Origin of the sequence: Colwellia psychrerythraea (genome assembly GCF_000764185.1) — a bacterium.
GTDB lineage: Bacteria > Pseudomonadota > Gammaproteobacteria > Enterobacterales > Alteromonadaceae > Colwellia > Colwellia psychrerythraea_B.
The window spans coordinates 29,396-47,371 of sequence record NZ_JQEC01000051.1 but is presented as its reverse complement, the minus strand read 5'-3'; the positions used below and the strand labels follow the sequence as shown (position 1 = coordinate 47,371).

Sequence of the window (17,976 nt, the reverse complement as noted above, 5' to 3'; positions counted from 1 at the left end):
TTAATTACTCAGTTAAGTGATAATAACAGTTAAAATAAGCATGTTATGCATCAGCGGATACTGTTGAGCTGATGCTGGTATTGCTATACGGGTTTTCTCGCTTCTTCATCAGAATATTACTTTTTATCTGTTGGTAACTAAATACCAGGATAAAAAGTAATGACATCAACAGTATAATGGTCGGTGCTGGCGCACTATCAATAAAGAAACTCAGGTAAACACCAGTGATTGAGCACAGCACTGAAATAATCACCGCTAAACACAGCATATGGTTAAATTTATTGCTCAGTAAAAAGGCAATAGCCCCTGGCGCTATCAATAATGAAATCACCAATATCATGCCAACAACTTTTAAAGACGCTACAATAGTCAAAGATAAAGTAACCAGTAAACTATAGTGTAAAAATTTGACGGATAAACCGATGGCTTTTGCATGTTGGTGATCAAATATATAAACCACAAGGTCTTTACCTTTAAACGTAATAAAGCAGATAATCGCTATTGAGATGACCGCTGATTCGACAATGTTAGACCAGCTTAACCCCAGCATATCGCCAAATAAAATATGATCAAGATGAACGCCAGTTTCAATTTTACTCATCATCACTAAACCTAAGGCGAACAAACTAGAAAAAACCACGCCCATAACTGTATCTTCTTTGAGACGAGTGTGCTCTTTGATATATCCGGTAGCTAGGGCGCAAAATATTCCTGCAATAAAGGCTCCCACGGCATAAGGGATGGCCATAATATAAGCGATAACAACCCCAGGTAAGATTGAATGTGAAATGGCATCGCCCATTAATGACCAACCTTTAAGTACCAAAAAACATGATAGCAGCGCAGTTGGTATCGCTATCAGTATTACTAATGCGAAAGCTTGCTGCATAAAAGTAAATTGCAAAGGCTCTAATAATAACCCTAACCAAGCACTGGTGAAAAGCGAATCAAACCAAGACATTATTAACCTCTTTGTTATTATTATTGTTTATAATGTTCAGTTCATTCAGTTTAAGTGGATTTAATTTATTTTTGTTAAGGTTATCAATGGCTTTTTTCTTGCTGGCGAGCAAACCATGCTTAGGAGCAAAAAGGAATGCTAAAAAGAAAATAACGGCTTGTAATAACACAATAACGCCACCCGTTGCGCCATCAATAAAGTAACTCAAATATGCACCAAAAAATGCACTGCATGTACCAATAGCAACACTAATCTTAATAACCATTGAAAACCTATCACTAAGTAAATACGCAGTTGCGCCAGGGGTAACTACCATGGCTATTACTAGAAAAGCGCCAACGGTTTGCAAGGCGGCAACGGTCGAGGCACTCAGTAAAGTAAAAAATAGTATTTTAAGAGCTACTGGGTTTAAACCAATGCTACGGGCATGATGCTCGTCAAAAAAAACTACCATCAGGTCTTTCCATTTCAATAATAAAGTCGCCAAAGAAATTCCACCGATTAATACTAATTGCAAGGTATCTTGGGGGGTAATGGCTAAGATGTTACCGAGAACAATAGTTTGAATATTGACAGAGCTTGGTGATATAGACACCATAAATAGCCCTAGGCCAAAAAAGGAAGTAAAGATCAAACCAATAATAGCGTCAACTTTTAGCTTCGATTTTTGATGGAGAAATAACATGGTGGTTGCCGCCAAACCACCGGAAAAAAATGCACCAAGGGCAAAGGGCAGCCCTAACATATAAGCACCAGCAACACCGGGTACGATAGAGTGAGAAAGGGCATCGCCTATTAATGACCAGCCTTTTAACATTAAATACACGGATAAAAAGGCGCAAACCCCGCCAATAAGTGCGCTGACCAACATAGCATTAACCATGTAGTCATAACTAAAAGGGCTTAATAGTTCAGCAATCATTGCTTAACCTCTGCACTGACAGGGTCTACTTGGTTCGTATCTGGGTTAGTTAACTGGCTTCCTAGTTGACTACTTAATTCACTATTATCTTGTTCACCATAAAGCACTACTGGTCGTTCATCATCCGATAAAATAGTTACTTGCCTCGCATCATCATCTTTATGAAGGGTTTCACCAGCTAAGACGAAATGGCGTAAAACTCCGCCAAAAGCTTTTTGTAGATTTTCTTGGGTAAATACTTGCTTGGTTAGACCTTGTGCTAAAATGGTCTGTTTGATTAACACTGTTCGGTCACAAAATTCCGGCACACTACCTAAATTATGTGTCGATACTAAAATGATCTTTCCTTCAGCGCGTAGGCCCCTCAGTAGAGCCATTATTTGCTCTTCCGTTTGTACGTCGATGCCAGTAAAGGGCTCATCAAGTAAGATAACCTGACTTTCTTGTGCTAATGCTCTGGCAAGGAATACCCGCTTTTTTTGACCACCGGAGAGTTCGTTGATTTGACGGTGACGATACTTACTCATATTCACGCGGGCTAATGCTTGCTCTACTTGTTGGTAGTCATTTTCTTTTGCTTGTCTGAACATATTCATATGACCATAGCGACCCATCATAACGACGTCTTCAACTAAAATAGGGAAGTGCCAATCAATTTCTTCACTTTGCGGTACATAAGCCACTAAATTTTTTTTTAATGCCTGCTTAACTGATTGCCCCAATATTTCGACACTGCCCTGACTTAGGGAAACAAAGCCCATAATGGCTTTAAACATGGTTGATTTTCCGCTGCCATTAATACCTACTAACGCGGTAATTGAGCCGATGGGCAAGAAGAAGCTAGCATTTGATAATGCGCAATGACCATTGTTATAACTGACACTAATATTGTTAACCTCTAAACCGTTCATTATTGTTGTAATCCTTGACTGATAGTGGTTAAAGTCACTTTAAGTAAGGCTATGTAATTGGGAACAGGACCTTGTTGATTGCTTAATGAGTCGACATAAAGCACGCCGCCATAATGTATGTTAGTCGCCCTAGCAACTTGTTGAGCTGGTTTAGCAGAAACGGTACTTTCACTGAAAATAGTAGTTATGTTGTGCGCCTTTATCTTATCTATTACTTGTCTTATTTGTTGAGGTGTACCTTGAGCATCGGCATTAATGGGCCATAAATACAGCTCTTTTAATTGATAGTCTCTCGCGAGGTAACTAAAGGCGCCTTCGCTAGTTACTAACCAACGTTTATCGTGTGGAATTAAGCTGATTTGCTGTTTTAATGGCGCCAGTGCCGCTTGTAACTTTGCGGTATATCTTTTGGCGTTGTTATTATAAGTCTCAGTATTTTCTGGATCGTGTTTAACTAAGGCTGCGCGGATATTGTCAATATAAATGTTAGCATTATCAGCCGACATCCAAGCGTGGGGATTAGGTTTGCCTTTGTATGGACCAAGACCAATGCCTAAAGGGGTGATGTTATTGCTGACGACTTCTCTTGGAATGCCATTTAGGTTATTAAAAAACTTCTCAAACCAGCGTTCTAAATTTAAGCCATTGTATAAAATTAAATCAGCATCGTGAGCTCGACGGATATCACTGGGAGTTACTTGATAATTATGAATTTCAGCATTGGCCTTTGTCATCGACTCAACCTGAGCTGCCTCACCGGCAATATTTTTTGCTATATCGGCAATAATGGTAAAACTGGTGAGAACTTTAAATTTTTTTGCCGGCTGTGCCATTGTCATATTGCTACTTGTTAGTAACACAAATAACAGAAACGGATAAAAAATGCGCGCCATACATCTTCCTTTAAGATGAGTAGAGAAGGAAATTCATGTTAACAGCTAATTATAAAACCATCAATGCAAATAGTAATCATTTTCATTTATGGTTGTGTTTGATGATCTTTTAATTTCGATTTTTGAATTATAAATACATAAACTTAATCGTAGGAATATTTTGACACTAGAATATATTTTTTGACTTTACAAAGCCTGACAACTAAACCTAATAAGTAGTTAGTTGAGTAAGCTAACTAGGTAAGTAAAGTGTTAAATTTTAAATGGCATTTAGCTATATCAACCAAATCAAGGAAGAAAAATATGAAGAATCAGTTAAAGGTACTTTCTAAAGCGTTATTTACTGCATCGTTAGCAATACTTTTGTCTATAAGTACAGTTGTAACTCATGCTAAAGACATCTCAGCAACACAGGCTGTTCAAACGGCTGCTGTCGAGCAACAAGCAATTGTCAATATTAATAAGTCAACATTTGAGCAATTAGTTACTTTAAAGGGCATAGGAGAAACAAAAGCTCAGGCTATTATTGTATATCGTCAACAAATTGGTGCTTTTAAATCAATAAGTGATCTCACTAAGGTCAGCGGCATTGGTGAAAAAGTTATTGATCAAAATAAGACAAGATTAAGTATTTGAAAAAAATATTAAATTTATCTGTCACAAGCCAGCTTCTGCTGGTTTTTTTATGACCCCTTTACGGCGTGGAGAAGCCGGTACCATTGCGATATAAAGTATTTTAGTGACTATTGAGTTATAAAAGCCTGATGCCTTTATTACTTTTGGTTATATCGAATACGTTTCTTATATGGAAATTTAATCTCTTTATGGCATTATAAGCTTATTAATTTTTCATAAAGTTTGTATTAGCAATGAATTTAACCCATTTAAAAAAACTTGAAGCCGAGTCTATCCACATTTTTCGTGAGGTAGCGGCTGAATTTGATAACCCGGTAATGTTGTACTCTGTCGGTAAAGATTCGGCAGTATTATTACATTTGGCTCGTAAAGCCTTTGCCCCAGGTAAAATTCCTTTCCCGTTATTGCATGTTGATACCAACTGGAAGTTTAAAGAAATGATCGCCTTTCGCGATAAAATAGCGAAAGAGTATGGCTTTGAGTTGCTCGTACATCAAAACCCTGAAGGTATTGAGATGGGTATGGGTCCATTTACGCACGGTAGTGCGACTCACACCGATGTAATGAAAACTCAAGGTCTAAAACAAGCCCTTAATAAATACGGTTTTGATGCTGCCTTTGGTGGCGCTCGTCGTGATGAAGAAAAATCACGTGCAAAAGAGCGTGTTTATTCTTTTCGTGATGAAAATCACCGTTGGGATCCAAAAAATCAGCGCCCAGAATTGTGGAATATCTACAATGGTAAAGTACATAAAGGCGAAAGCATCCGTGTTTTCCCGTTATCAAACTGGACGGAGCTTGATATCTGGCAGTACATCTACTTAGAAAGTATTCCTATTGTGCCGCTTTATTTAGCCAAAAAACGTCCGGTAGTAGAGCGTGATGGCACTTTGATCATGGTTGATGATGATCGTATGCCTATTGGTGACGATGAAGAAATTCAAATGAAGAGTGTACGTTTTAGAACATTAGGTTGTTACCCGTTAACGGGCGCTGTTGAGTCAACAGCGGATACCTTACCTGAAATTATTCAAGAAATGTTATTAACCAAAACCTCTGAGCGGCAAGGACGAGTGATAGATCACGATAGCGCTGGCTCAATGGAGAAGAAGAAAATGGAAGGCTACTTTTAAGCCGAAAATTTACTTTATAACACTATTTTTTGACGTGAATTGATAAAAAATTTCCAAAGGACAACTTATGAGTCACCAATCAGACTTAATCGAAGAAGATATTCAAGCTTATTTAAAGCAACATGAAAATAAAGAGTTAGTACGTTTCTTAACGTGTGGCAGTGTCGATGATGGTAAAAGCACCTTAATCGGTCGTTTACTGCATGATTCAAAGATGATCTTTGAAGATCAGCTTGCTGCCATTGAAAAAGATTCAAAAAAATCCGGTACCACGGGTGAAGCTATCGATTTAGCGTTATTAGTGGACGGTTTACAGTCTGAGCGTGAGCAGGGCATTACCATTGATGTTGCTTATCGTTATTTCTCTACTGATAAACGTAAATTTATTATCGCCGACACGCCAGGTCATGAGCAATATACTCGTAATATGGCTACAGGTGCCTCAACCTGTGATATTGCCATTATCTTGATTGATGCCCGCTACGGCGTGCAGGTGCAAACCCGTCGTCACTCGTTTATTTGTTCATTGTTAGGCATTAAACATATTGTTGTTGCCGTTAATAAAATGGATTTAGTTGACTATTCTCAGGAACGCTACCAAGCCATTAAAAAAGAGTACCGTGAATTTACTGAGTCATTGGAGTTTTCTGACGTTCGCTTTATCCCTATGTCAGCATTAAATGGCGATAATGTGGTTGAAGAAAGTGAAAATATGCCTTGGTATCCAGGCGCTACTTTGATGAAATTGCTTAATACCATTGATGTTAAGGCAAAAGAAGAGTTCACTCAATTTCGTTTCCAAGTGCAACTTGTTAACCGTCCTAATCTCGACTTCCGTGGTTTTGCTGGTACTGTTGCTTCAGGTCATGTACTGGTTGGCGATACCATAGTGGCACTGCCATCAGGTAAAGAAAGTGTCGTTAAAGAAATTGTGACCTTTGATGGCAACTTAGATCGTGCGGATAAAGGTATGGCGGTAACGCTAACCCTTGAAGATGAAATTGATATCAGTCGCGGCGAAATCATTGTTAAAAAAGGCTGTTTACCTACTTCAGCAAAAGAGTTTAGTGCTACAGTCGTCTGGATGCATGAAAATGAACTCGAGCCGGGTCGAGAATACTATATCAAGCACGGCAGTAAAATGACTACTGGTCATGCGATAAGTATTGCGAGCAAATATGACGTTAATACCATGGATAAATTATCTAGCTCACAACTAGCGGTTAATGACATAGGTATCGTTGATTTTGTTGCCAGCGAAACTTTACATTTTGATGCTTATAAAGAGAATCGAGCTACCGGTGCTTTTATCATTATCGATAGATTAAGCAATGTTACTGTGGGTGCAGGCATGATTAATCATGCTATTGATGAGAAAACTCATGAATATTCAAGTTTTGAATTAGAGTTGAATGCACTAGTTCGCAAACAGTTCCCGCATTGGGGTGCACGCGATATCACTAAATAAGCTATTTAATAATAGTTACTAACCATTCTCCTTGTTGCTGTAGCGACCAATGTAAGCGTCAAAAGTACTTATTGACTCACGTCCATTCTGTGCTTTTTCTTTAACTTGAACACTGCAACTAAAGGGGAATGGTTAGTTTTTATAAGATATTTTATTTAAGTTTAATGGATAATATTTAGGATAAAAATGACAATAGAGCAGTGGTTGATGATTGGTGTGTTTATCATCACTTTTATCAGCTTAGTTAAATACAGCCAAGTACCTGAGAGAGTTTTTTCTGTGACGGTATTATTGTGTTTGGCATTTTCTTTTGTCAGCGTTGATGATGTGCTTACTAACGCGGTTAATCCAGGCTTAGTTACACTGGTTTTGTTAGTGTTGTGCTCCTTCGCCTTTGAACGTACTAGTATTCTAAGACGCTTATCTGCCGGCGTTTTTAACGGTTCAAGAGTAAAGTCTACCTTACGTTTATTACTCGGTACTGCCTTAGCGTCGGCTATCATGAGTAATACGGCTGTCGTGGCGACACTCATCAATACAGTGAAAAAAAACAAGCTGATCAATGCTGGCAAGTTATTATTACCACTTTCTTATGCTGCTATTTTAGGCGGCACACTCACCTTAGTAGGTACCTCTACCAATTTAATTGTAAATAGTTTATTGATTAAACAAGGCCATAATGGTTTTGGATTTTTTGATTTTACCTTAATTGGTTTATCGGCGTTTGTACTATGTCTGTTTGTTATTTTACTGCGCAGCCGCTCTTTACCTAATCTGATTGATGATGATTTAGCGACCAATGACTATTTACTCGAAGCCGAAGTAGCAAAGTCTTCAAGCTTAATTGGTAAAAGTATTGAAGAAAATGGCCTGAGAAATTTAGATTCTTTATTTTTAGTTGAAATAGTCCGTCAAGGACGCTTAATTTCCCCAGTCTGCCCGGAAGAATGTGTACAAGCGAGTGATAAACTTATTTTTAGTGGTGATATTTCAAAAGTACTGACCTTGCAACAGTTTGACGGTTTAAATCTGTATGCTGAGCAAGGTAATTTACTGCGAGATAATTTATTACGTGATAATTTAACTGAAGTTCTGGTTAAAGCAGATTCAACCATCGCCGGTAAAACCTTAAAAAAAGCCGGTTTTCGCGCTCGTTTTGATGCTGCCGTTGTTGCTGTTCGCCGAGAAGGGTGTGCATTATCAGGAAAGCTGGGTGATATAATACTGCAACCGGGAGATTTTCTGGTGTTAGCGGTAGGGCAAGACTTCGCCACCAGACCTAATTTATCAAAAAACTTTTATATATTATCAGGTCATCAAGCGGATAATATGCTTAGTGGTTGGCGTGATTACAGTACTGTTTGGGGGTTTATTGCTAGTATTTTAGTGTCCGTATTTACCCCATTACCATTGCTTAGTTGTTTATTTATTTATTTAGCTTTTTTAATTTTCAGTGGCTCACTATCAGTTAATGAAATAAAGCGTCGTTTTCCTTTAGAGATTTGGATGATAGTTTTAGGTGCTTTAACCTTGGCATCAGCGGTGGAAAATACCGGTATAGCTGCAATGTTTGCTCAAAATATTGAGAGTTTTCTCTTTGGTCAAAGTATCTATTTAGCTTTTATTATTATTTTTTTATTAACGCTAGTTATGACCGAGCTAATAACGAATAGCGCAGCAGCAGCGCTCGCTTTCCCTATTGCTTATAATATTGCTTTAGGACTTGGCGTTGACCCAACGCCGTTTGTCATGGCGGTTGCCTTTGCAGCCAGCGGTAGCTTTATTAGCCCTTATGGTTATCAAACCAACGTCATGGTCTATAATGCGGGTAACTACCAGTTAAGTGATTTTGTCCGCTTTGGATTACCTATTTCAATCATTTATAGTTTTACAGTGATCCTGGTGATCCCATTAGTATTTCCATTTTAAGTGATGTCAACGCCCATTGATATTGTGCTTAATGAATCAAGTTTCCTAACATGAGTATGATAATGAAAACAGCCAGTATGCAAACCCAGAACACCGTTTGGCATGATCAGCACGTCAGCAAATTACAACGAGCCAAGTTAAAAAAACAAAAACCAGCATTACTTTGGTATACCGGATTAAGTGGATCAGGTAAATCTACTGTAGCTAATGCGGTTGATGCTTTATTGTATAAACTTGGTTGTCATAGTTATTTACTTGATGGTGACAATGTTCGTCATGGTCTTAATGGCGACTTAGGTTTTAGTGATGAAGCACGTGTTGAGAATATTCGTAGAATCTCAGAAGTTGCTAAATTATTTCTCGATGCAGGGCTTATTGTTTCAACGGCTTTTATCTCTCCTTTTGCCAGTGATAGAGCGCTAGCTAAAGCTAAGCTTGAAGCCGGAGAATTTATTGAAGTTTATATTGATACACCAATAAGTATTTGTGAGCAACGTGACCCTAAAGGTTTATATAAAAAAGCACGAGCAGGTGAGATCAAAGACTTTACCGGCATCGACTCTACTTATGAGGTACCTGTTAGACCACAAATTCATGTTAAAACAGCTGAGCAATCTATTGAGCAATGTGCAGAGCAAATTGTAGGTTACTTAATTGAACATGCTTTTATTAACGCAAATAACTTTAGTTAATTTACGTTCAGTTCAGTTAACTAATTGAAGTTCCACTCGTAGTTTTTAATCAAATAAGCCCTATCAAAATTTATCCAAGGTTAGGTTCGAACCATGCATTATAATGTTTTCAATGGTGATGCCGATGGCATTATAGCTCTTTTGCAATTACGACTAGCGCAGAAAAGCGAAATACCGTGTCTGCTAATTACAGGGGTAAAGCGTGATATTAATTTACTGCAACAAGTGGATTGTTCAAAAGCTACCTCGGTAACTGTATTAGATATCTCTTTAGAGAAAAATAGCAAGGCTTTAGATGATCTGCTTTTGGCAAATATTCCGGTATTTTATGTAGACCATCATCGTACTGGTGATGTTCCGCAATCGCCATTATTTACCAGTTTACTTGATACTGATGCTAATACCTGTACCAGTTTATTAATTAATGAACATTTACAAGGTCAGTATGTACACTGGGCAATAGCAGCAGCTTATGGTGATAACATGCACTCTAGTGCCAGTATTTTAGCAAAAAAAATTGGGTTGTCGGAGTTTCAGCAAGGGCAATTAAATGAGTTAGGCACTTATATTAATTATAACGGCTATGGGCAGGAAATCAGTGATTTACATTTTCATCCGGCAGATTTGTATACAGTATTACTTGACTACCCAAACCCTTTTACTTTAATTGAGCAAGAGGGTTCTGTTTTTAGCAAATTAAAAATAGCCTATTTAGACGATATGGAAAAAGCTAAAGCGGCGAAAGTACTTAGCGATAATGCATTAGTTAAAACTATTCTACTTAATGATGAGCCTTGGGCTAGGCGGGTGAGTGGTGTTTTTGGTAATGAACTCGCCAATCAATCGCCTGATAAAGCTCATATTGTCGTTACGCTTAATCAGGTTAACTCCCACGCTGAAAGCAATACAGAATCAGAGCAAAGTTATACGGTAAGTTTACGGGCACCGTTAAACAATAAACAAGGCGCTGGTGATATATGTGCGTTATTCCCAACAGGTGGTGGCAGAGCTGCAGCTGCGGGCGTGAATCAATTACCAAGTGCAATGCTTAATAACTTTATTGATGCTGTGGCAAAGTATTATCAATAAGTAGGTAATAAACTTAAAATCTACAGTTAAAAGCTTCATTATTTAACCCTTAAGCTATTATTTTTAATAAATAAGTTGGCGCAAAGTCAACTTAGTGCATAAACTTATTTTATGCACTAATCAGCTTAACTGTTTAATTTCAATCCTATCTAAAATTGAAAAGGAGTTTCGATGATTTCCCTCTTGTTATACCGTTTTTATTTAAGGTTTTATAAACAATGAATGATCGGATCTTACTGGTTGATGACGAAATTAATATTCTGAATTCGTATCGACGAAACTTAAGGAATAAGTTCAATTTTGAGGTAGCACAAAGTGGGGCAGAGGCCATATCGTTAATCGCTAAGAATAAATATGCGGTAATAATAACTGATATGCAAATGCCATTAATGGATGGTATCGAGTTATTAAAACTAATCAAAGTTAAATCTCCCAATACTGTGCGCATGATGTTAACAGGTAACTCTGATCAGAAGACGGCAATTGATGCGCTAAATATTGGTGATATATTCCGATTCATCAATAAACCATGTGAACATCAAGATTTATGTACACTAATTGAAGCAGGAATAGGGCAATACAATTTAATCATTGCTGAGAAAATATTACTAAGTAAAACATTAAAAGGAACAATTAACGTTTTAGCCGAGGTACTTACTATCGTAAACCCTCAAATTTTTGCTCATACAATTCAAATTAAAAAATATATGCTGGCTTTAGCTAAAACATTAAAGATGCCGGTAACTTGGAGTTTTGAACCAATGATTCAATTATCTCAATTAGGCTGTGTTATGTTGCCTGATTCGGGGTTAGGTGAAAATAAAGATTCATTTTCATTAGAGCAACGCAAAATGAAAGAGCGTCACCCATGTTTAGCTGCTGACTTAATTAGAAAAATACCAAGAATGAATAAGATTGCTCATGCAATTTTGTATCAGGCAAAGTGCTTCAATGGTGAAGGAGTGCCTTATGATGATATCAAGGGAGAAGAAATCCCTTATGGCGCTAGAATGTTAAAAGTAGTCATTGATTTTCTACGCTTCAAAAGTGATGGCTCAACGGTTAACCAAGCTAGCATACAACTTAGCGAGCAAAGCCAGTTTTATGATCCTAATATATTGACGGCTTTTAAAGAAACGATCGGCGCTAACTTTGAACCATCCCAACAGTTGGTTAATGTGGCTGAGCTAACAAATGATATGACTGTGCAAGAAGATATATGTACTGAAAGTGGTTTGTTAGTTGCTTCTAAAGGCCAAGAAATATCAGAGCCTTTACGAAGAATAATTTCTCATTGTGTTGAAAATGGAGCCTTAAAAGACAACGTAACTATAACCGTGAGTAAATTGCCCTCTTAATAGTCGGTAGCTTTATCTTTCCATAGCTCTACCTTGTCGGCAATATCAAAATGCTCGATAAAGGTTTGATCTACTTTTTGTTTGCGTAATAACCTGCTTGCAATGTAAACCGCAGCGCCGGAACCAAAATCCCCCTGGGATAGTTTTAGTGGTTGATGATGCAAAACTATATTTTCAATCAGCTTATACGAGAAATTCCATAAATGTAATAAATAGCCAGCAAGCTGGGTATGATCTGCATCGAATAACTGTTGTTCTAACTCAATATTGTCAGCACCAACTATACGTTTCTCAATGTAAACTGACATAGCTTGAGGAGATACCTCATATAAAATAAATTTACCGATATTATGTAATAGCCCAACGAGAATAGTTTCTCGCCTCAATGATGGTTCAACCATTGAAGCAGCTAAGCGCGCCGTTGATAAACAGTGGTTTTGCTCTTCTTCAATAGAATAGCCCGGTATATCATCAATTTTTGCATAGGTTTCTGCTGCAATAACTATACAACAGACCAAATCAATACCTAAGCGAGTAATTGCTTCTGTGAGACTTTCAACCTGCTTGCCATTAGAGAAAAAAGAAGTATTTGTTAACTGTAAAATTTTAGCTACTAGCGCGGGTTGCTCAGCAATGATGCGGGCAATTTTTTGCATGTCGACAGTCTCGTCATTAAGCGAAGCATTTAAGCTCATATACACTTTTGGTGGAGATGGCAGTGTTTTTATTTTACCAACGACTTGTTGTACGTTGGGATTTGGTAATGAACGTCTAATTAAGTAAATATGGTTCAAAACCTGTTCTAATATTTCGGGTTGGCATGGTTTGTTAAACCATTGATGTGCGACAAAACTTGCTTTTTTTGCTGCCTCTTCATCTGAATGTCCTGATAGAATGATTCTGACAATGTGAGGGTGTAATATCGCAACTTCCTCTAAAAGCTCAGCACCATTCATGCCGGGCATTCGCATATCTGAAATAATAAAGTCTACAGGTTCTTGTGCTAAAATTTTTAATGCTTTATCTGCACTATCAGCAAATAACATTTGCCATTTATTTCTAAAAAATGCCCGTTTTAGCCCTTTAAGTATCATGATTTCGTCATCAACAAACATAACTTTCATATGAAATCCTTTTCTAATGTTAGTGATACATCTTCTAGATTTAAATCATTATCAATCGGTAAAGAAATAGTAAAAGTAGTTCCTTCACCTAAAATAGAGTGTGCTTCAATTTTACCTTTATGACGATCGACAATGACGGAATAGGCCAAGCTAAGTCCTTGCCCCGTACCTTTACCAACATCCTTTGTAGTATAAAAAGGGTCAAAAATTCGTTCCTGAGTTTCAGCAGTCATACCCGCGCCATTATCTACTACCTTAATAATAATATTCTCTCCTTGTCTGGTGGCTAAAATTTTTATTTTGCCATCAATTTGACCAGACTTAGTTGAGTTTTCCTCTATCGCATGTGTTGCATTTACAATGATATTAAGAAAGACTTGATTCAGTTCATCCCTGATACACATTATTTTCGGAAGATCATCATCAAACTGTGTTACTAATTCAGCGATATAACGCCATTCATTACGTGCCACAGTAATTGTTGTTTCAATTGCTTCACTAATACTGGTAAGTTGCATCTCGCCTTTGCTTGGATGAGAGAAAGATTTCATCGCTTTTACTATAGTTGAAATCCGATGTAAGCCTTCCAGTGATTGTGTGATGGCTGAGGGTACTTCCTCCAATATAAATTCGATATCTGAATCAGATAAAAGTCCCTTCATTTTATTTATATCTTCTTTGTTGATATCTTCAGTTGGTTTACTGCTGATGTTTTGACAAAATTTAATGACATCAATACAACTTGCAAAAGCACCTTTTAAAAATGATGTGTTATCAGTAACATATTGAGTTGGGGTGTTAATTTCATGGGCAATGCCAGCAGCTAATTGCCCGATAGATTCTAATTTATTTGCTTGGTTTAGCTGGGCTTCAAGATTGACACGTTCGGTGATGTCTCGCATTACGCAGCTAAACATAATTTGATAATCGATAACCAATGTCATTTTTGAAAAATGCGCTTCAATAGGAAAGGTATCACCATTTTTCTTTCTGCCCTCAATCAAGATGGTCTGGCCTGAAAAGACATGGTCGAATAGAACAACATCATCGACTAATTTTGAATAAGTAATGGAAGGAATAAGCTGCTCAATCATTAATTTTGTTATCGCATCACAGGGTAAGTTGAACATATTTTGGGCTGCTGTATTTGAGGAGACAATTTTTCCCTTTGAATCAATAACAAGTAGGCCATCAGGTAAGTGCTCGACAATATCTTTTTCTCTAATTGCGCTTTCTCTCACTAAAAGCTCCGCGGCTTGCAAGCGCTTATCGATTAATGCACATAATATTGTTGTGACTACCAACACTGAGATTATTCCTGCAATTGCAACAGGGATGACTAAAGTGCCATGTGACATGTGTTCCAGTGCAATTTTAGTATTATCTGGTACGTAAAAAGAAACGGATATCATTGCGGTATAATGCATAGCCGTTACGGTGCCACCCATGACAATAGAGCAAAGAATACGGACAATAAATTGATAACGGTCAATTCTTGTTTCTAACACTGTAAGGTATAGCGTGATGGTTGCTAATAAATGTGCGACAAGAATAGAAGCAAGAAATAATGGCAAATTGTATACCATGACAGCTTCAGATTTCATTGCCTCCATCCCAATAAAGTGCATAGTGCCAATACCTAGAGCGAGGGATAAAGCCGATAATTGTATATTCCAAAAGTCAAATTTACTCTGAGATATTTTGCGTAAAGTAAAGTATGAGGCAATAAAAATAGGTAGTATCGATAAGGCCGTTATCAATAGGCTGAATGACATGGTCATTGGCATTTTAAATGCTAACATCCCTGTATAGTGCATAGCCCAAACGCCACTTCCCAGCACAAAACAGCCAAAAAACAGCCAGAAATTAATTATTTTTTGATTATCTGAAGCTCTGATACGATCGAGAATAACTAACGTTGAGTATGATGCAAATATGGCAACAACAATTGATAGGGCAACGAGTAGCCAGTCAAATTCAGATGATAATAATTTATAACTTCCTTGGTTGATAGATTGAAAGCGCCAAAAATCAAACATGATCAAATCCTTATGGTCTATTTTATATATATTTTAGAACAAAAATATAAAACTACTTGGTTAAATGCACAAATGAATAGAATATATAATTTATTTGCTTTCACTTATTGAAAATCAATTATAAAATAGAGCTATTGAATGACATTTTTAAGGTGATTTACTTTGCTGTAATTACCTCTATTAAATAGTATTACTTAAAGGAATAGATATGAGTTTATTAATCACGGGTGGTACCGGCTATATTGGTAGTCATACTGTTGTTGAATTACTGAAAAGTGCTAAAGATGAAGAGATAGTCATTGTTGATAATTTAACAAACTCGTCAACTAAAGTACTTGAACGTATTGAAAAAATAACAAATAAAACGGTAACTTTTATTAAAGCCGATATCTGTGATACTTCTGCACTTGAGAAAATTTTTAATCAACACAAAATAGAAGCAGTTATCCACTTTGCTGGTTTAAAAGCGGTGGGTGAATCTAATGAAATTCCACTGGCTTATTATCAAAATAACGTTTCCGGCACGTTAACCCTACTGGAAGTTATGGCTAGACATCAGGTGAAGAATTTAGTTTTTAGTTCATCAGCAACGGTTTATGGCAATAACATTTCACCATTAAATGAAACTATGGCAACTTCGGCGACTAATCCTTATGGCCAAACAAAATTGATGGTAGAAAATATCCTCTTTGATTTAGCTAAAAGTGATGAGGCTTGGTCTATTGCTTGTTTACGTTACTTTAATCCGATTGGCGCACATCAATCAGGCTTGATTGGTGAAAACCCGAACGGTATACCTAATAATTTGTTGCCTTATGTTGCACAAGTTGCCGTTGGCCGTTTAGCGCAATTGCAAGTTTTTGGTGACGATTATGATACCTCGGATGGTACTGGTGTTCGTGATTATATTCATGTGGTAGATTTAGCGCAGGGTCATGTAAAAGCTTTAGAGAGTTTAGCTCATGCTAAAGGCACAGTGAAAGGTTGTCAGGCGATTAATCTTGGCACAGGTAATGGTACGTCAGTATTAGAAATTGTGAATACCTTTAAAGAAATTAGTAAACAAGCTATTCCTTTTCAAGTTGTACCACGTAGAGCTGGAGATTTAGCAACTGTATATGCTGATGCCTCACTAGCAAAGGAACTATTAGGTTGGCAAGCTAAGCTCGGCTTAACGGCGATGATCCAAGATACTTGGCGTTGGCAGTCTGAAAATCCAAACGGCTTTTAATCGTTAGGATTTAGCCGATTCATCATTGAAATAAAAAGACCAAATGTTAATGCATTTGGTCTTTTTATTTGTCAGGTGTTATTTATCAGGTATCAGTTGTTTGCTTTCTCGGTGTGGTGTTTACTTTTTACGGTTAAATAAATAAATTAAGTAACAACAGCTAAATATTAGACCACCTATTGCTCCCCATAAATGTGCATCTATCGCGACGCTAGCATTAATTAGCGTCGACACTTGCTTACTTGCTCCATAAAACTGTTCATGGGCTATTTTTAGCCATACGCCGATAAATAACAAATAGCCGGTCTTATCTTGATGGCGAATATCCATGATAGCGCCAAAAACGAAAATCCCGTGTAAAACTCCAGAAAGGCCAACATATTGGCGAATGTCTGGCGACAAATAATACAGGCCGGCACTGCATATTAAGGCTGAAGTTATGAACAACAGGCTATAATTTTTTAAACTATAAAAATGACCATGTAATGCCCACAGCAGTATTAATGCCGCGAGGTTAAAGAGCAGATGAAAACCATTAGTATGAAAAAAATGTCCGGTGAAAGTTCGCCACAGCTCTCCTTGGCTAATTAATTGGTGTTGATAAACGAAAAGGTCGGCAATACTGCTATCAAATACAAAGGTTAGAATAGCGATAAAGGCTACGCTAGCTACAATCATGCAATGCTGTTTTTTCAAAGGAAGGTTTTTAAGTGTTAATGTCATGTTTTTAGCGTAATGGTTAATAGTAATAGGTAAAGATGGGTAGTTAAAGTTATCAGATTTTTACCGACTGCTTATCAGTAATTGATTGATAAAACATTTATATGATATCAATAAAGTATACAATGACTATTTTATTAATTGCGCTTTATTTTACTATTCTATGTCTCGAATTTTTTGCCCCAATTGTAACCGTCCCGAAAATGCTTGTATCTGTGCTTTTACTGCTGATATAGCAAATGATATCCATGTCGTTGTTTTACAGCACCCGAGTGAAGTGTCGCACACTAAAGGCACTGTTGCTTTATTAGCTAAATCATTGCGTAAGTGCCAAGTTATTGTTGGTGAGTCTTTCGATAGTGATAATTGCTTTTCAAAGGTTTTGACTAAATATCAGCCAGTCCTACTCTACCCAGGACAGCAAGCGAATATACTTAACAATAATTCATTAGCGACATTGATTAACCTTGAGTTTACTATTGACGAAGTTAATGAGAAATCTAAGCCACTTTGTCTTGTTATTCTTGATGGTACCTGGAAAAAAGCATACCGTATGTTTATGTTATCAACAAAATTACAGCAGTTATCACAAGTTTGTTTACCAGAGTATTTGGCGAATGCAGGACAATACCAAATTCGAAAAGTAGCTAAAAAAAATGCTTTATCTAGTTTGGAAGCAAGCTGTTATGCTTTAGCTTTGTTAGAACATAATGATTTATTAGCGCCGGATGGCTCAGCAGATTTTCATATTAACACGAACAAGGTTAGTCCTGAAAATGCGGGAAAGTATCAGCCGTTACTTGAAAAATTTAAACAATTTAACCAGTTCCAATTATCTTTTAGACCTGAGCATAAGACTCTTTGAGGAAA

General features: G+C 37.2%; 16 protein-coding genes. 9 read left to right on the top strand and 7 right to left on the bottom strand.

What is annotated here, in order from left to right:
• Window positions 1–43 precede the first annotated feature (43 nt).
• The 4 genes from GAB14E_RS05250 to GAB14E_RS05265 are packed head-to-tail and all read right to left on the bottom strand — an operon-like array spanning window position 44 to window position 3,687.
• On the bottom strand, window positions 44–961 hold the full coding sequence (locus GAB14E_RS05250; RefSeq protein ID WP_033083649.1) for a metal ABC transporter permease: 918 nt from the start codon (window positions 959–961) through the stop codon (window positions 44–46).
• The gene (locus GAB14E_RS05255; RefSeq protein ID WP_033083648.1) at window positions 948–1,883 is read right to left on the bottom strand and encodes a metal ABC transporter permease; all 936 of its coding nucleotides are present in this window, start codon (window positions 1,881–1,883) and stop codon (window positions 948–950) included. Before GAB14E_RS05255 ends, GAB14E_RS05250 begins: the two co-directional genes overlap by 14 nt.
• Entirely contained in the window at window positions 1,880–2,794 is a 915-nt protein-coding gene (locus GAB14E_RS05260; protein ID WP_052093936.1) for a manganese/iron ABC transporter ATP-binding protein, read from the bottom strand. Before GAB14E_RS05260 ends, GAB14E_RS05255 begins: the two co-directional genes overlap by 4 nt.
• Window positions 2,794–3,687 carry a metal ABC transporter substrate-binding protein gene (locus GAB14E_RS05265; RefSeq protein ID WP_033083647.1) on the bottom strand — a complete coding sequence of 298 codons (894 nt, stop codon included), beginning with the start codon at window positions 3,685–3,687 and terminating at the stop codon, window positions 2,794–2,796. The genes GAB14E_RS05260 and GAB14E_RS05265 overlap by 1 nt, the downstream gene beginning before the upstream one ends.
• Before the next feature lie 249 nt (window positions 3,688–3,936).
• Between GAB14E_RS05265 and GAB14E_RS05270 the strand changes: the two genes are divergently transcribed.
• From GAB14E_RS05270 to GAB14E_RS05300, 7 genes are all read left to right on the top strand, one after another.
• Window positions 3,937–4,323 (top strand): ComEA family DNA-binding protein, encoded by a 387-nt coding sequence (locus tag GAB14E_RS05270; RefSeq protein ID WP_231562084.1) that lies wholly within the window; start codon window positions 3,937–3,939, stop codon window positions 4,321–4,323.
• Window positions 4,324–4,556: 233 nt separating this feature from the next.
• Window positions 4,557–5,456 carry a sulfate adenylyltransferase subunit CysD gene (cysD, locus tag GAB14E_RS05275; RefSeq protein WP_033083645.1) on the top strand — a complete coding sequence of 300 codons (900 nt, stop codon included), beginning with the start codon at window positions 4,557–4,559 and terminating at the stop codon, window positions 5,454–5,456.
• Window positions 5,457–5,523: 67 nt separating this feature from the next.
• Window positions 5,524–6,924, top strand: coding sequence for a sulfate adenylyltransferase subunit CysN (cysN, locus tag GAB14E_RS05280; RefSeq protein WP_033083644.1), 1,401 nt, complete (start codon window positions 5,524–5,526; stop codon window positions 6,922–6,924).
• Between the two features lie 186 nt (window positions 6,925–7,110).
• Window positions 7,111–8,853, top strand: a complete 1,743-nt coding sequence (locus tag GAB14E_RS05285; protein ID WP_033083643.1) for an SLC13 family permease — start codon at window positions 7,111–7,113, stop codon at window positions 8,851–8,853.
• A 62-nt stretch (window positions 8,854–8,915) separates the two neighbouring features.
• Entirely contained in the window at window positions 8,916–9,545 is a 630-nt protein-coding gene (gene cysC, locus GAB14E_RS05290; protein ID WP_033083642.1) for an adenylyl-sulfate kinase, read from the top strand.
• Between the two features lie 93 nt (window positions 9,546–9,638).
• Window positions 9,639–10,634 carry a hypothetical protein gene (locus GAB14E_RS05295; protein ID WP_033083641.1) on the top strand — a complete coding sequence of 332 codons (996 nt, stop codon included), beginning with the start codon at window positions 9,639–9,641 and terminating at the stop codon, window positions 10,632–10,634.
• Between the two features lie 218 nt (window positions 10,635–10,852).
• Complete coding sequence (locus GAB14E_RS05300; protein WP_033083640.1) at window positions 10,853–11,992, top strand: HD domain-containing phosphohydrolase; 1,140 nt, start codon at window positions 10,853–10,855, stop codon at window positions 11,990–11,992.
• On the opposite strand, the gene GAB14E_RS05305 is transcribed toward GAB14E_RS05300, so the two are convergent.
• Window positions 11,989–13,116: an HDOD domain-containing protein gene (locus GAB14E_RS05305; protein ID WP_052093933.1), complete on the bottom strand. Its 1,128-nt coding sequence runs from the start codon at window positions 13,114–13,116 to the stop codon at window positions 11,989–11,991. The two genes, GAB14E_RS05300 and GAB14E_RS05305, sit on opposite strands and share 4 nt — an antisense overlap.
• Window positions 13,113–15,155, bottom strand: coding sequence for an MHYT domain-containing protein (locus GAB14E_RS05310; protein WP_052093931.1), 2,043 nt, complete (start codon window positions 15,153–15,155; stop codon window positions 13,113–13,115). Before GAB14E_RS05310 ends, GAB14E_RS05305 begins: the two co-directional genes overlap by 4 nt.
• 208 nt (window positions 15,156–15,363) lie before the next feature.
• On the opposite strand from GAB14E_RS05310, the gene galE reads away from it, so the two are divergent.
• Entirely contained in the window at window positions 15,364–16,386 is a 1,023-nt protein-coding gene (gene galE, locus GAB14E_RS05315; protein ID WP_033083639.1) for a UDP-glucose 4-epimerase GalE, read from the top strand.
• A 120-nt stretch (window positions 16,387–16,506) separates the two neighbouring features.
• Here the strand turns inward: galE and rrtA are convergent, their stop codons facing one another.
• Window positions 16,507–17,109 carry a rhombosortase gene (gene rrtA / locus GAB14E_RS05320; protein ID WP_052093930.1) on the bottom strand — a complete coding sequence of 201 codons (603 nt, stop codon included), beginning with the start codon at window positions 17,107–17,109 and terminating at the stop codon, window positions 16,507–16,509.
• A gap of 160 nt (window positions 17,110–17,269) precedes the next feature.
• Here rrtA and GAB14E_RS05325 point away from each other — a divergent pair, with 160 nt between their 5' ends.
• Window positions 17,270–17,971, top strand: coding sequence for a tRNA-uridine aminocarboxypropyltransferase (locus GAB14E_RS05325; protein WP_033083733.1), 702 nt, complete (start codon window positions 17,270–17,272; stop codon window positions 17,969–17,971).
• Window positions 17,972–17,976 lie beyond the last annotated feature (5 nt).

What these genes read in the sequence shown, in the direction of transcription:
- GAB14E_RS05250 (WP_033083649.1), bottom strand. Translation starts at nt 961, where the DNA reads ATGTCTTGGTTTGATTCGCTTTTCACCAGTGCTTGGTTAGGGTTATTA.
- GAB14E_RS05255 (WP_033083648.1), bottom strand. Translation starts at nt 1,883, where the DNA reads ATGATTGCTGAACTATTAAGCCCTTTTAGTTATGACTACATGGTTAAT.
- GAB14E_RS05260 (WP_052093936.1), bottom strand. Translation starts at nt 2,794, where the DNA reads ATGAACGGTTTAGAGGTTAACAATATTAGTGTCAGTTATAACAATGGT.
- GAB14E_RS05265 (WP_033083647.1), bottom strand. Translation starts at nt 3,687, where the DNA reads ATGGCGCGCATTTTTTATCCGTTTCTGTTATTTGTGTTACTAACAAGT.
- cysD (WP_033083645.1), top strand. Translation starts at nt 4,557, where the DNA reads ATGAATTTAACCCATTTAAAAAAACTTGAAGCCGAGTCTATCCACATT.
- cysN (WP_033083644.1), top strand. Translation starts at nt 5,524, where the DNA reads ATGAGTCACCAATCAGACTTAATCGAAGAAGATATTCAAGCTTATTTA.
- GAB14E_RS05285 (WP_033083643.1), top strand. Translation starts at nt 7,111, where the DNA reads ATGACAATAGAGCAGTGGTTGATGATTGGTGTGTTTATCATCACTTTT.
- cysC (WP_033083642.1), top strand. Translation starts at nt 8,916, where the DNA reads ATGAAAACAGCCAGTATGCAAACCCAGAACACCGTTTGGCATGATCAG.
- GAB14E_RS05295 (WP_033083641.1), top strand. Translation starts at nt 9,639, where the DNA reads ATGCATTATAATGTTTTCAATGGTGATGCCGATGGCATTATAGCTCTT.
- GAB14E_RS05300 (WP_033083640.1), top strand. Translation starts at nt 10,853, where the DNA reads ATGAATGATCGGATCTTACTGGTTGATGACGAAATTAATATTCTGAAT.
- GAB14E_RS05305 (WP_052093933.1), bottom strand. Translation starts at nt 13,116, where the DNA reads ATGAAAGTTATGTTTGTTGATGACGAAATCATGATACTTAAAGGGCTA.
- GAB14E_RS05310 (WP_052093931.1), bottom strand. Translation starts at nt 15,155, where the DNA reads ATGTTTGATTTTTGGCGCTTTCAATCTATCAACCAAGGAAGTTATAAA.
- galE (WP_033083639.1), top strand. Translation starts at nt 15,364, where the DNA reads ATGAGTTTATTAATCACGGGTGGTACCGGCTATATTGGTAGTCATACT.
- rrtA (WP_052093930.1), bottom strand. Translation starts at nt 17,109, where the DNA reads ATGACATTAACACTTAAAAACCTTCCTTTGAAAAAACAGCATTGCATG.
- GAB14E_RS05325 (WP_033083733.1), top strand. Translation starts at nt 17,270, where the DNA reads ATGTCTCGAATTTTTTGCCCCAATTGTAACCGTCCCGAAAATGCTTGT.